The organism is Agrobacterium sp. LAD9, assembly GCF_003031125.1.
Taxonomy (GTDB): Bacteria; Pseudomonadota; Alphaproteobacteria; order Rhizobiales; family Rhizobiaceae; genus Agrobacterium; species Agrobacterium radiobacter.
This window is the reverse complement of the sequence record NZ_PHGS01000028.1, coordinates 1-13,219: the sequence shown is the minus strand read 5'-3', so window position 1 is coordinate 13,219 and position 13,219 is coordinate 1. Positions and strand designations below refer to the sequence as shown.

The window sequence follows — 13,219 nt, the reverse complement described above, 5'->3', positions numbered from 1 at the left end:
ATGCATATTCTCGCCACCACATCCTCGTCTCTGGACGACCTGATAGAGCCGGTTGATCTCAACCAGCCCCGGTCGGATGTGGTGATGCTGTCGTTTTCGGCCAGTGATCTGGCCGGGCTGGAACAGGCCTGGCGGCGAACCGAGGGTACACCACCCTCCCTGTCCGCCGCCAACCTGTCCGAGCTTCGGCACCCCATGTCGGTCGATCTGTGGATTGAAAAGACGGCGGAATACGCCAAGGTTATTCTTATTCGGATTCTCGGCGGTGCAGAACGCTGGCGCTACGGTGTCGATCAGCTTTCCATTCTGGCGCGCAGGCGCGGCATAAGGCTGCTGCTCCTGCCGGGAGAATGCAGCGACCGAGATGAAAAGCTTGAAGCGGCATCAACCGTCGACCGGCGGACTTTAGCCTCTGCCCTCTCCTTCTTTCGTGAGGGTGGGGAGGAGAATATGGGCCGGCTTGCCGGTGGTCTCACCGCTCTTGCAAAGGGTGAGACATGGCCGGATATCGAGGCTGAACCGCTGCCGAAAGCCGGTTTCTACCGACCCGGCAGGGGCGTCATGGATCGGGCGGAAGCCTGCGAGGGTTTTCCCGCCGATGCGCCCCTTTTGCCGATCCTCTTTTACCGCTCCATGCTTCTGGCGGCAGATGCTGCACCTGTGGATGCGCTCTTCGAAGCGCTCGAGCAACGCGGTTTTGCACCTTTGCCGATTTTTGTCAGCGGCCTGAAGGATGGCGAGGCGATCCGCTTCCTCGAAACGGTGCTGCCCGATCTCAAACCCGCCGCCATCATTGCCGCCACCGCCTTCGCCAGCCAGACGGATGACGAGGGCACAACCCTGTTCGACCGGCTCGGCGTGCCGGTGTTTCAGGTGGTGATGGCGACGACGCGACGGGACGGCTGGGCGGAAAATGCGCGCGACCTCAATCCCTCCGATCTTGCCATGCATGTCGTTCTGCCGGAACTGGATGGCCGGATTCTTGCCGGTGCGATCTCGTTCAAACAGGCGCGAATGGATGGTGGCGCGAGTTTGCTCAATGTACCCGAGGCCGATCGCGTCGAGCAGGTGGCAAATCGCATCGCCGCTTTCCTGCGGCTGCGGAATGCCGCTCCACGGGATCGCCGGATCGTCATTCTGATGCCGGATTATCCCGGTGCGGCGCCCGGGCGAACCGGTTATGCCGTCGGTCTTGATGTGCCGCAAAGCGTTCTCGAAATGCTGCGCGATCTCGCTGGCGCAGGTTATGCGGTCGAGGATATTCCTAAGACCGCGCGGGCGCTGCTCGACCGCGTCGAAAAGCAGGAAGCGACGATTGGTCTTTCCGTCTATGAAAGTTTTTTTTCCGCCCTGCCACCTATAGCTGCCGCATCCGTAAATGCGACATGGGGCGCAGCAACCGACGACGACGCATTGGTTGATGGTGCATTCCGGTTTCGTGTCGCCCGTTTCGGCGAAGTATTCGTGGCGCTTGCGCCCGACCGGGGCCGCAACGAGGATCGCCGGGTGGATTACCACGACCCTGCCCTGCCGCCGCGTCACGCGTTAGTCGCTTTCGGTGCGTGGATGCAGCGGGTCGCAGATGCGCATGCCATCGTGCATGTGGGCGCGCACGGCACGCTGGAATGGCTGCCGGGCAAAACGGTTGCGCTTTCCCGTGATTGTTTTCCCGAAATCGTCACCGGCTCGCTGCCCGTAGTCTATCCGTTCATTGTTTCCAATCCAGGCGAAGCGGCGGTCGCCAAGCGGCGTATCGCGGCCGTGACCATCGGCCATGTTCCACCGGTGCTGGTCAATGCCGGGCTTTCCCCGGAACAGTCGGCGCTGGAACAGCTCGTTGATGAATATGCGCAGGCGGATGGGCTGGATCGCCGTCGCCGTGACCGGCTGGCGAAACTGATTGTCGAAAAGGCGCTGGAGACTGGGCTTGCAGCTGAGGCGGGCGTGGGTGTGAAGGATGATGCCGATGCGGCCCTGTCGCGCATCGACGCCTTTCTGTGCGACCTCAAGGATTTCGCCATCAAGGACGGCCAGCATGTTTTTGGCCGCTGTGCCGAAGCCGAGACCGATCTTCTGAGGCTTGAAAGCGCCAAATCGGAAAAAGCTGCCCTGCTGGCTGCGCTTGATGGCCGGCATATCGCCCCCGGCCCCTCCGGCGCACCTGCGCGCGGACGGCTCGATGTGCTGCCCACGGGCCGCAATCTCTATGCCGCCGATCCGCGTACCATGCCGACGCCGACGGCGTTCGAGCTCGGCAAAATGGCGGGCGAAGAGATGCTGCGCCATCATCTGCAGTCCCACGGCGACTGGCCGAAACATCTGGTTTTCGATCTGTGGGGCAGCGCCAGTCTGCGCAATGGCGGTGAGGATGTGGCCCAAGCGCTGCATCTGATGGGGGCGAGACCGATCCACGATCCCGCCACCGGCCGGGTCACCGGCATCGAGGTTCTGCCGCCGGCGAGCCTGGGGCGGCCGCGTGTCGACGTCACCTTTCGCATATCCGGCCTTTTCCGCGACATGTTTCCGGCACTGATCGCGCTTCTCGACGCCGCCGCCAAGGCCGTTGCGCGGCGGGAGGAAGCGCCGGGCGACAATCCTCTGGCGGAAGAGGCCGTCGCGCTTGGGCATATTCCGGCGCGCATTTTCGGCTCCGCGCCCGGCACCTATGGTGCCGGCATCGAAGAAAAGCTTGCGAGCGGGAAATGGGAAGAACGCGAGGAGCTGGGGCAGGCCTATCTCGACGCGGCGAGCCACGCTTTCGGTGGTGCGGACGGGCTGGAGATTTTCGAAGATACCGGTTTTGTGGAGCTCGTCAGGCGGGCCGACCTTCTGGTTCATACTGGCGATGATCCGGGTCGTGACCTTCTCGATGGTTCTTCCGATGTCGCCTTTATCGGCGGCTTTTCCGCTGCGAAGGCCGTGCTTGGCGGGGTCGCTGACATCGTGGCGCTGGATACCACAGATCCGGCACGCCCGCGTGCAAGGTCAATGACGCAGGCGCTGACGCGGGTGGTGCGCGCGCGCGCCGTCAATCCACGCTTCATTGCAGGCCAGATGCGGCATGGTCCGCGCGGGGCGGCGGAGTTCGCCGAGACGGTGGATCGGCTGATCGGCTTTGCCGAAACCACACATGCGGTGTCCTCCTCGTTGATCGAGGCGCTTTACGACGCCTATTTCGGCAATGAGGACGTGCGCGATTTCATTCTGCTGGAAAATCCGAAAGCGGCGCAAGTGATGGCCGAACGGTTTTTATCCGCCCGCCGTCGTGGGTTGTGGCATAGCCGCCGCAATGCTGTGGATGCGGAACTTGAAATGCTCATCATGCCGCGGCCCCAAAGGGTGGAGGCGTGATGATGGCCGCTGCTGATCCCGTTCAGCCCTTTGGCCGCCGTGGCCTCTGCCCGGCCCTCTCCGTTCCCATGCGCACCGGAGACGGGTTTTTGTCGCGGATCGCTTTCGAGGCGGATATTGCCCCGCGTGACATGGCGGCGCTTTGCCATTTTGCCGAACTGCATGGCAACGGATTGATCGACATTACCGCACGCGGCAGCCTGCAATTTCGCGGCCTGACGCCGGAAAGCGCCCGCGCCCTGGAAAAAGATGTTCTGGCGCTGGATTTGCCGCTGCGTGGGGGACTGGCAGTTGAGACCTCGCCTCTCGCCGGTCGGGATGACGCGGAAATCGCTGATGGCCGCCCACTCGCCGCAGAGATTCGAAAAGAGGCTGACAGGCTCATTCTCCATGAGAAGCTTGCCGCTAAAATGTCTGTCGTCATTGATGGCGGCGGGCTCCTCCCCATGGGAGATTTGCTGGCCGATATTCGCCTGAAAGCACTGTCGCTTGATGGTCGGACCTTTTGGCGATTGCTCGTTGGCGGGCCGGAAAGCAGGGCGCTGAATGCGGGACTGGTCGAGACCGGCGCGGCGGCGGGCGTCGTCGTGTCGCTGCTCGCCTTTCTGGCCGGCAATGGAGCGCTTGCGCGTGGCCGCGATCTGGACCATTCGACCATAAAGACAGTTTGCGGAGATCGCCTGCTCGATCGGGTGATTGCGGACGAAGCCAGGGTGGCTTCTGCACCTCTGGGACTGATGACGACGGGAAAGGACTGCTTTGCAGTTGCTGTCGCGCCTGCTTTCGGGCAAATCCGGGCCTGCGATTTGTCCCATCTCTGCGAACGGGCCGGTACGCTCGGCATCAAGGCTCTACGGCCATCCCCAAACCATAGCCTGCTATTTTTCGGATCGTCATCCGCTTGCAACGCCTTGCTTGAGATCGCGCGGGAGGCCGGTTTCATCACGATGGCAGGTGATGCACGCTCTTCCATCGCCGTCTGTCCCGGCGCGCCGGGCTGCGTTTCGGCTTTTCTTCCCACCCATGAACTGGCCGCCTTTGCGTCCGAGGAATGCGCGTCATTGCTGGATGGCTCTTTCACGCTGCATATTTCCGGCTGTGGCAAGGGTTGCGCTCATCCCGCGCCGTCGCTTCTCACTTTTTCCGGCACTGCCGATGGCCTGGTCTTTTCTATTGCAGGCCGCCCCGGTGACGTGCCCGATGGCATTTTACCTTTCCCGCATCAGAGGACGGCGCTTTCGCGGCTTGCCCGTCTTTACGAAAAAGAACATAAGCCCGGGGAAAACGCCGCTACCCTGTTTGCCCGCCTGGGCAAACAGGCGATCGGTGCGGCGCTTCGACAGGATGACCGATGACCGACTATGACTATATTCGCGACGGCAATGCGATCTACGAGCGCTCCTTCGCCATCATTCGCGAAGAAGCGGATTTGTCCGCCTTTACCGAAGAGCAGGCGGATATCGCCATTCGCATGATCCACGCCTGCGGGCAGGTGGAGGCGGCCAGCCATTTCCGATTTTCGCCGGATTTTGTTGCCGCTGCACGTGGTGCTCTACGAGCCGGCAAGCCCGTTCTCTGTGATGCTGAAATGGTGGCCCACGGCGTGACGCGTGCCCGTCTTCCGGCTGATAACGATGTGATCTGCACCCTTCGCGATCCGCGCACGCCTGAGATAGCGCAAAAGATCGGTAATACCCGTTCCGCCGCCGCACTCGATCTCTGGGCCGAGAAGCTGGATGGCGCGCTGGTCGCCATCGGCAATGCGCCGACGGCCCTGTTTTATCTTCTGGAAATGCTGGAAAAAGGCGCGCCGCGCCCCGCCGCCATCATCGGCATGCCCGTTGGTTTTGTCGGTGCGGCGGAATCGAAAGACGCGCTGGAGGCAAGTTCGCTCGGCATCCCCTATGCCATCGTCAAGGGACGCATGGGTGGCTCGGCGATGACGGCTGCCGCCATCAACGCGGTTGCGAGGGCTGGCCTGTGAGCGCGGCTCTTTTTGAAAACCCCAGGGGTAAACTCGTTGGCGTCGGCACCGGCCCCGGTGATCCCGAACTTCTGACGCTGAAAGCCGTTCGTGCCATCGAAAATGCCGATGTGCTCGCCTTCTTCTGCAAAAAGGGTGGCAGCGGTAACGGTCGTGGCATTGTCGAAGCCTTCATTCGCCCCGGTACGCTGGAAATGCCGCTGGTCTATCCGGTAACCGTCGAAAGCGACAAAAACGGCAGCGATTATCGCGATGCGATCGCCGCCTTTTTTGATCAGTCGGCGAAGGATATCGCTGTGCATCTCGAGGCGGGGCGCAATGTTGCCGTGCTGTCGGAAGGCGATCCGCTGTTTTACGGTTCTTATATGCACCTTCATTTGCGACTTGCTCCGTCCTACCCGGCGGAGGTCGTTGCGGGTATCACGGCAATGTCCGGCTGCTGGTCCATGGCCGGTCTGCCGCTGGTGCAGGGCGATGATATTTTGAGCGTCCTTCCCGGCACGCTTGGCGAAGATGTTCTGACGGAACGTCTGTCCGGCACGGACGGTGCGGTGATCATGAAGGTGGGGCGCAACCTGCCAAAGATTCGCCGGGCGCTGGAAAAGGCCGGTAAGCTTGAAGAAGCGCTTTATGTCGAGCGCGGCACGATGGCCAACAGCCATGCGGTGCGGCTCATCGAGCGTGATGCATCGCCTGCTCCCTATTTTTCACTGGTTCTGGTGCCGGGCTGGAAAACGAGGCCCTCTGCAGGTGAAAAGCCATGACCGGCAGGCTCGTCGTTGTCGGCCTCGGCCCGGGCAGTGCGGCGCAGGTGACGCCGGAGGCGCTTGCCGCTGTCGATGCCTCGGAGGATTTCTTCGGTTATATTCCCTATCTCGATCGCCTTTCGCTTGGGCCGCACCAGCGTCGCCATGCGTCCGACAATCGCGAGGAGATTTCCCGCGCCGAGCAGGCTTTGCGGCTTGCGGCTTCCGGCGGCAAGGTCTGCGTGGTGTCCGGCGGTGATCCCGGCGTTTTCGCCATGGCGGCGGCAGTTTGCGAGGCGATCGAAAGCGGTCCTTCCGAGTGGCGCGAGATCGATTTTTCCGTCGTGCCCGGCGTGACCGCCATGCTGGCGGTCGCTGCCAGGGCCGGCGCGCCGCTTGGCCATGATTTCTGCGCCATTTCGCTGTCGGATAATCTGAAGCCCTGGAGCATCATTGAAAAACGGCTGATTGCGGCGGCGGAAGCAGGGTTTGTCATGGCTTTCTACAATCCCGTCAGCAAGGCGCGTCCGCACCAGCTCAGTACCGCTTTTGATCTGTTGCGGGCGCATTTGCCCGGTTCTGTGCCGGTGATCTTCGGTCGGGCAGCAGGCCGGGCGGATGAGCGTATCCGGGTGGTACCTCTTTCGGAAGCCTCGAGCGACATGGCTGACATGGCCACCTGCATCATCGTCGGTTCGGTTGAAACCCGATTGATTGAACGATCCGGCATAGAACCGCTGGTTTATTCGCCGCGTTTTTCGAGAAGAGAGAGCTGATGTTGGATGGCGGTGAGCGCAGCTGCAATATCCGGCACCGTCACATCATTCATGGACGCGTCGTTTCGCTTTCGCGGCCGCTCGATCATGATGACCGGCAGGCGGAGCCGTCTTGCGGCCTCGATCTTTCCATAGCTGGCGCTGCCACCGGAATTTTTCGAGACCAATGTCTCGATGCGGTTTTCTTCCAGCATGCGGATTTCATCATCCAGCGCAAAAGGACCACGCGCGGTGATGTAGCGCGCATGCGGCAGTTTCAGTGGCGGCTCCACGGGGTCAACGCTGCGGATGAGATAGCTGTGCTGGGGCGCGGCTTCGAAAGGAAGCAGCTCCTGCCGTCCCAAAGCCAGAAACACGCGCCGGCCTTCGCTGCCGAGCGCAATAACAGCCTGCTCGACGCTGTCGACACCATGCCATGTGTCATCCGGCTGGCACTGCCAGGCGGAACGCGAAAGCGCCACAAGCGGGACCTTGGCAAGCCGCGCCGCCTCAACGGCATTGGTGGAAATCTTCGCCGCATAGGGATGCGTGGCGTCCACCAGAATATCGAAACCCCCGGTGCGAATGAAATCCGCAAGACCTACGGCACCGCCAAAACCGCCACTGCGCATCGGCACCGGCTGTTCGACCGGCGAGAGTGTTCGACCGGCCATGGAAAGCAGAATTCGGTAGCCGGAGTCTTCTGCCAGCCTGCCGGCCAGAATGCGGGCATCCGTCGTGCCGCCAAGGATGAGTATGGAGCGTGTCATGACGTCTGAATATTCCGGAACGGGCGATGCTTCCACAGAAAAGAAAGAGGAGCCGTGGCTTTCCATCGTCGGTATTGGTGAGGATGGGCTCGCGGGGCTGGGCCGGAACGCGATCCAGGCGATAGGGGCGGCCGAGATCGTTTTCGGCGGTAAACGCCATCTGGAACTGGCGGCTGCGGCTGTTCGTGGTGAAGCACGACGCTGGCCGGTGCCGTTCGACACGGATATGAGTGATGTCGTGGCGCTGCGTGGCAAGCGGGTTTGTGTGCTCGCCTCCGGCGATCCGTTCTTTTATGGCGTCGGCGTCACGCTTCTGCGGCATGTCGAGGCGGATGAGACGGTTTGTCATCCCTCGCCTTCCGCCTTTTCCCTGGCGGCTGCGCGGCTTGGTTGGGGGCTGCAATCGGTCGAATGCGTTTCGCTACACGGCCGTTCCATCGATCTCTTGCGGCCGTATCTCCATGCCGGTGCGCGCATCATTGCGCTTACCTCGGATGCTCACGCCCCGGCTTTGATTGCGGAATTGTTGTCCGATTTGGATTTCGGTCAGTCGGAATTCGTTTTGCTCGAAGCCCTAGGCGGAGAGCGGGAAAAGCAGCGGCAGGTCAGGGCGGCTGATTTCGCCTTTGAAGACATCGACCCGCTGAATGTGGTGGCGATTGATGTCGTCGCGGCTGAGGGTGCCCGTATCCTGCCTTTTGCACAGGGACTGGATGACAGCCTGTTCGAACATGACGGGCAGATCACCAAACGCGAAATCCGCGCCGTGACACTTTCCTCTCTCGCGCCACGGCGGGGCGAATTGTTGTGGGATATTGGTGCCGGTTCGGGTTCGATCGGTATCGAATGGATGCTGTCGCATCCCTCGCTTCGTGCGATCGCAATAGAGCAGCACCCGGAAAGGGCGGAGCGTATCGCCCGCAATGCCGAAGCTTTCGGTGTACCGGGGCTTGAGGTCATGATCGGCGCGGCCCCCGCAGCTTTTGAAGGCTTGCCTCAGCCGGATGTGATTTTCATTGGCGGCGGCGGTAGTGAAACGGGCGTGCTGGAGGGGGCCATGGAGGCCCTGAAACCGGGTGGGCGGCTGGTCGCCAATGCGGTGACGCTGGAAATGGAGGCGGTACTGCTTGCCGCCCATGCGCGGCTTGGCGGTTCGATGATCCGTCTGGATGTGTCGCGGGTGGTGGCTGTCGGCTCCATGTCGGGCTGGCGTCCGGCAATGCCGGTGACGCAGTGGAACTGGGTCAAGCCATGGTGACAGTGGCTGGCATAGGCTGTCGCAAGGGCACGGGTCCGGATGCTGTCCTGGCCGCCGTGCGCGCTGCGGAGCATGCTTTTGGCATGACCGCAGAATGCCTGGCGACCGCGCCGCTCAAAGCCGGGGAAGCCGGACTTGCGGAAGCGGCAAAAGGTTTGTCGCTGTCGCTGGAAATCGTATCGCAGGAGCGGCTCGATGCGGTCGCTTCGAAAACAATGACATTTTCACAGGCAAGCCTTGATCATGCCGGCTCGCCAAGTGTCAGCGAAGCGGCGGCGCTTGCCGCCGCCGGAGAGAATGCAAGGCTGGTCGCGCCGCGTCTTGTGGTTGGCGATGTGACGGTGGCCATCGCAACGACTGACGATGCCCCACGTGATAGCGGCTGCGCCATCGAACATGGAGAACAACAATGACGGTTCATTTCATCGGCGCCGGTCCGGGTGCCGCCGATCTCATTACGGTGCGCGGGCGCGATTTTATCGCCGCCTGCCCGGTGTGCCTTTATGCGGGTTCACTGGTTCCGAAGGCGCTCATCGATTATTGCCCGCCGGGTGCACGCATTGTCGATACGGCAGCGCTTTCGCTTGACGAGATCGAGGCGGAGTTTGTGGCTGCAGCAGAGGCCGGCAAGGATGTGGCGCGGTTGCATTCCGGCGACCTTTCCGTCTGGAGCGCCATGGGTGAACAGATTCGCCGTCTGGAGCGGCTGGGTCTCGATTATACCGTCACGCCCGGCGTGCCCTCCTTTGCCGCTGCAGCCGCCACTTTGCAGCGGGAACTGACGGTGCCGGAAGTGGCGCAGAGCCTTGTACTGACCCGCATTTCCGGTCGTGCATCGAAGATGCCTGACGGTGAGACACTGAAGGCTTTCGGTGCGACGGGTACGACGCTCGCCATTCATCTCGCCATTCATGCCATCGGCAAGGTGGTAGAAGAACTGGCGCCACTTTACGGCTCCGATTGCCCGGTTGCCATCGTGGTTCGCGCCTCCTGGCCGGATGAGCGGGTTATCAGGGGAACGCTGTTCGACATTGAAGGAAAGCTCGCAGCCGAACCGGTGGAGCGGACGGCCCTGATCTTCGTCGGACGTGGACTTGCCTCGACGGATTTTCGTGAAAGCGCGCTTTATAGCACCGACTATGTCCGGCGGTTCCGATCTCCGAAAGAAGATGCGACGGGCTGATGCGACGGCGTGGAGGCGGTGCGCCCCTTGAGCGTGCCCTGACGATCGAACACCAGAATATCAAGCGCAATGGCGGGCGTCTTCAGCGCCGCCGCTGCGGTCACCCAGGCTTTTTCCGCCACGACCGCACCGAGGTCTATACCCGCGCGTTCGGCCAGCTCAAAGGCGTGCGCCACCATGTTGGCCTGACGGATGGCAATGGCGAGGCTTTCGTCTCCTCCGGCTTCCGTCGCCAATGCCGCCAGCGCATCAAGATCTGCCAGTCCCTTCTTGGAGTGCACGTCGAGCATTCCCTGCGCGAGCTTGGTCATCTTGGCGACGCCGCCGGCAATCGTCACCCGCTCGACCGGATGACTGCGCAGGTATTTCAGCATGCCGCCGATGAAATCGCCCATGTCGATCAGCGCGGTTTCCGGCAGATCGTAAAGCGCCTGCCCGGCTTTTTCGGAGGTGTTGCCGGTGGCGCCCAGCACATGGGCGCAGCCGGTCGCGCGCGCCACATCAATGCCACGCCAGATGGAGTGGATCCAGGCGGAGCAGGAAAAGGGAATAACGATGCCTGTTGTGCCGAGGATGGAAATACCGCCAACGATGCCGAGCCTGCCGTTCAGGGTTTTTTCCGCCAGTTTCTCGCCGTCGCGGACGGAAATCTCGACTTCGAAATCGGCACTTTCTCCAGCCACCTCGCGAATCGCTGTTTCGATCATCTTGCGCGGTACGGGGTTGATGGCGGGTTCTCCCGGCGGCAGGGGCAGGCCTGGCCTTGTGATGATGCCTACGCCCTTGCCGGCCTTGAAAATGATACCGCTTCCCGGTTGACCTCGTCGCACCGTGCTTTCGATCAGCGCGCCGTGGGTGACGTCGGGATCGTCACCCGCATCCTTGACGACACCGGCGCGGGCGAAATTTTCACCCTTTTCCTCGGTGGCGAGGGAAAATGCCGGCCTCGCGCCGCTTGGAAGTTCGACCTCGACAGGGTAAGGAAATTCGCCGGTCAAAAGGGCAGCGCAGGCCGCCTTCGTGGCGGCCGCCGCGCAGGTGCCCGTGGTCCAGCCGCGGCGAAGGGTCTTTCCATCCGTATCCATATGAATTTCTATAGCCGGGACGGCTTTTTCCGTCATCGTTAAAAAGCAGCCAAGAAGAATGTCGATACCGCAGATTTTGAACAGCATTGCCGCAAAAGGTCCGGTCTTCCAGGCCGGTCACGTCTGGCTCGCGGGCGCAGGGCCGGGCGATGTGCGTTATCTGACGCTGGAAGTGGCGCTCGCGCTGTCTCAGGCCGACGTCATCGTGCGCGATGCTTTGGTGGGCGACGATGTCGTCGCTTTGGGTCCGCAGGCAGAGATTGTTTTTGCCGGTAAAAGGGGCGGCAAGCCTTCCGCAACGCAGGATGACATTACCGCTTCGCTGATCGATTTCGCCGGTCAAGGCAAAAAGGTGCTGCGGCTGAAGGGCGGCGATCCCTTTATTTTCGGGCGTGGCGGTGAAGAGGCGGAGGCGCTTGTCCATGCCGGCATTCCGTTTCGCATATTGCCTGGGATGACCTCGTCGTTCACAGCGCTTGCTTCAGCCCGCATTCCCGCCACCATGCGCGGCATCAGCCGCGCCGTGACTCTCGCCACGGGCCACGCAGCGGGCACGGAAGAGGATCTGGACTGGCTGGCGCTGGCGAAAACACGGGAACCCATCGTCGTTTACATGGGGCTGAAGAATATTGGCACGATCGCCGGTCTTCTGATGCAGGGCGGCCGTTCCGGCGAAACGCCGGTCGCCGTCATCATGTCGGCAACGACTGCGCTGGAGCGGATTTTCATCGGTAAGCTGGAAAACATAGCTGACGATGCAATCAGGGAAAATTTCGAAGCGCCGGCTTTGATCGTTATCGGCGAGATTGTTTCGATGCGGGCGCGTCTTGGAGTTTCCGGCTCATGACGGCGCGGGCGATCATCATTGGCGCGCCACGCTCGGGCTCTGGCAAGACCAGCGTGACCATCGGTTTGCTCCGCGCCTTTGCTCGACGCGGTATCAAGGTGCGCGGTATCAAGACGGGGCCGGATTACATCGATCCCGGTTTCCATGCCTTCGCTACCGGCACACCGGGTCTTAATCTGGACAGCTGGGCCATGCAGCCGGACCTGTTACGACATCTTTTTTCGCAACAGACGGAAGATGCGGAACTCGTTCTGATCGAAAGCGCCATGGGCCTGTTCGACGGCATTCCGGTGGCGGAAAATCGCACGGGTTCTGCGGCTGATCTGGCGCGGCTGTTCGGCATTCCCGTGCTGCTCGTGCTGGATGTGTCCGGTCAGTCGCAGACGGCCGCTGCCGTCGCCCATGGTTTTGCTCACTACGATCCGGCCGTTACCATGGCGGCGGTTGTGCTGAACCGGGCGGGCAGTGAAAGACACCGGACGCTGTGCACGGAAGCCATCGAAAAAATCGGCCTTCCCGTTGCCGGCTGCGTGCTGCGTGATCCTTCGCTCATCCTGCCCGAACGGCATCTGGGGCTGGTGCAGGCCAGCGAACATCCGGAGATCGATGCACATATAGAACGGCTGGCGGATGCGATGGAAAAATCCATCGATCTCGATGCCTTGCTTTCACTCGCCGCGCCGGTGGACGTGCCTTCAGGCTCGGTGGATGCGGCAATCGCACCGCCCGGTCAGCGTATCGCGCTGGCGGAGGATGCGGCGTTCACCTTCCTTTACCCGCATCTTAGGAAGCATTGGCAGGCGGCCGGGGCCGAGATCGTGCCGTTCTCACCGCTCGCGGATGAGGCGCCGGACGACAGCTGTGATATCTGCTGGCTGCCCGGCGGATATCCCGAGCTTTTTGCAGGGAAGCTTGCAGATGCGGCTGGTTTCAAGGCAGGCATTGCCCGCTTTGCCGCGACAAAGCCTGTGCATGGCGAGTGCGGCGGTTACATGGTACTCGGCGAGGCATTGGAAGATGCGGATGGGGTGACCCACGCAATGACCGGGCTTCTGTCGCATGCCACCAGCTTTGCGACGCGCAAGATGAATCTAGGCTACCGGCAGGCAACAATTGCGGCAAGCGGCCCGCTCGGCACGGCGGGGGATGTTCTGCGCGGCCATGAATTCCATTATGCGCGGGTTACTGATGCCGGCAGCGATGAGCCCTTCGCCCAGATTGCTGACGGGCAGGGTCGTCC

At 61.9% G+C, this 13,219-nt stretch carries 12 protein-coding genes; 10 read left to right on the top strand and 2 right to left on the bottom strand.

Going from position 1 to position 13,219, the window contains the following annotated elements:
- From cobN to DA915_RS25365, 5 genes are read left to right on the top strand one after another with little or no spacing between them, the layout of a single operon-like run.
- Positions 1-3,351, top strand: coding sequence for a cobaltochelatase subunit CobN (cobN, locus tag DA915_RS25385; protein WP_107677674.1), 3,351 nt, complete (start codon positions 1-3; stop codon positions 3,349-3,351).
- Entirely contained in the window at positions 3,351-4,706 is a 1,356-nt protein-coding gene (gene cobG, locus DA915_RS25380) for a precorrin-3B synthase (protein WP_107677673.1), read from the top strand. Before cobN ends, cobG begins: the two co-directional genes overlap by 1 nt.
- A complete protein-coding gene (locus DA915_RS25375; protein WP_107677672.1) occupies positions 4,703-5,335 on the top strand; it encodes a precorrin-8X methylmutase in 633 nt (210 codons plus the stop codon). The genes cobG and DA915_RS25375 overlap by 4 nt, the downstream gene beginning before the upstream one ends.
- A complete protein-coding gene (locus DA915_RS25370) occupies positions 5,332-6,099 on the top strand; it encodes a precorrin-2 C(20)-methyltransferase (RefSeq protein WP_087745200.1) in 768 nt (255 codons plus the stop codon). Before DA915_RS25375 ends, DA915_RS25370 begins: the two co-directional genes overlap by 4 nt.
- Entirely contained in the window at positions 6,096-6,857 is a 762-nt protein-coding gene (locus tag DA915_RS25365) for a precorrin-3B C(17)-methyltransferase (protein ID WP_107677671.1), read from the top strand. The genes DA915_RS25370 and DA915_RS25365 overlap by 4 nt, the downstream gene beginning before the upstream one ends.
- Here the strand turns inward: DA915_RS25365 and DA915_RS25360 are convergent.
- Positions 6,824-7,606 carry a cobalt-precorrin-6A reductase gene (locus DA915_RS25360; RefSeq protein WP_107677670.1) on the bottom strand — a complete coding sequence of 261 codons (783 nt, stop codon included), beginning with the start codon at positions 7,604-7,606 and terminating at the stop codon, positions 6,824-6,826. The genes DA915_RS25365 and DA915_RS25360 overlap by 34 nt on opposite strands.
- Here DA915_RS25360 and cbiE point away from each other — a divergent pair.
- From cbiE to cobM, 3 genes are read left to right on the top strand one after another with little or no spacing between them, the layout of a single operon-like run.
- Positions 7,605-8,864, top strand: a complete 1,260-nt coding sequence (cbiE, locus tag DA915_RS25355; RefSeq protein WP_107677669.1) for a precorrin-6y C5,15-methyltransferase (decarboxylating) subunit CbiE — start codon at positions 7,605-7,607, stop codon at positions 8,862-8,864. The two genes, DA915_RS25360 and cbiE, sit on opposite strands and share 2 nt — an antisense overlap.
- Positions 8,858-9,277 (top strand): cobalamin biosynthesis protein, encoded by a 420-nt coding sequence (locus DA915_RS25350; RefSeq protein WP_192886661.1) that lies wholly within the window; start codon positions 8,858-8,860, stop codon positions 9,275-9,277. Before cbiE ends, DA915_RS25350 begins: the two co-directional genes overlap by 7 nt.
- A complete protein-coding gene (cobM, locus tag DA915_RS25345; protein ID WP_107677667.1) occupies positions 9,274-10,047 on the top strand; it encodes a precorrin-4 C(11)-methyltransferase in 774 nt (257 codons plus the stop codon). Before DA915_RS25350 ends, cobM begins: the two co-directional genes overlap by 4 nt.
- Here the strand turns inward: cobM and DA915_RS25340 are convergent.
- Entirely contained in the window at positions 10,002-11,132 is a 1,131-nt protein-coding gene (locus tag DA915_RS25340) for a cobalt-precorrin-5B (C(1))-methyltransferase (protein ID WP_162687267.1), read from the bottom strand. The genes cobM and DA915_RS25340 overlap by 46 nt on opposite strands.
- Positions 11,133-11,190: 58 nt before the next feature.
- Here DA915_RS25340 and cobA point away from each other — a divergent pair, with 58 nt between their 5' ends.
- On the top strand, positions 11,191-11,979 hold the full coding sequence (gene cobA, locus DA915_RS25335; protein WP_107677666.1) for a uroporphyrinogen-III C-methyltransferase: 789 nt from the start codon (positions 11,191-11,193) through the stop codon (positions 11,977-11,979).
- Positions 11,976-13,219, top strand: a 1,244-nt coding sequence (locus DA915_RS25330; RefSeq protein ID WP_107677665.1) for a cobyrinate a,c-diamide synthase, incomplete at its 3' end; no start/stop codon positions are given. The genes cobA and DA915_RS25330, both read left to right, overlap by 4 nt.

Coding starts and splice junctions, on each gene's coding strand:
- cobM (WP_107677667.1), top strand. CDS start 9,274: ATGACGGTTCATTTCATCGGCGCCGGTCCGGGTGCCGCCGATCTCATT.
- cobA (WP_107677666.1), top strand. CDS start 11,191: ATGTCGATACCGCAGATTTTGAACAGCATTGCCGCAAAAGGTCCGGTC.
- DA915_RS25375 (WP_107677672.1), top strand. CDS start 4,703: ATGACCGACTATGACTATATTCGCGACGGCAATGCGATCTACGAGCGC.
- DA915_RS25340 (WP_162687267.1), bottom strand. CDS start 11,132: ATGGATACGGATGGAAAGACCCTTCGCCGCGGCTGGACCACGGGCACC.
- cobN (WP_107677674.1), top strand. CDS start 1: ATGCATATTCTCGCCACCACATCCTCGTCTCTGGACGACCTGATAGAG.
- cbiE (WP_107677669.1), top strand. CDS start 7,605: ATGACGTCTGAATATTCCGGAACGGGCGATGCTTCCACAGAAAAGAAA.
- DA915_RS25365 (WP_107677671.1), top strand. CDS start 6,096: ATGACCGGCAGGCTCGTCGTTGTCGGCCTCGGCCCGGGCAGTGCGGCG.
- DA915_RS25350 (WP_192886661.1), top strand. CDS start 8,858: ATGGTGACAGTGGCTGGCATAGGCTGTCGCAAGGGCACGGGTCCGGAT.
- cobG (WP_107677673.1), top strand. CDS start 3,351: ATGATGGCCGCTGCTGATCCCGTTCAGCCCTTTGGCCGCCGTGGCCTC.
- DA915_RS25360 (WP_107677670.1), bottom strand. CDS start 7,606: ATGACACGCTCCATACTCATCCTTGGCGGCACGACGGATGCCCGCATT.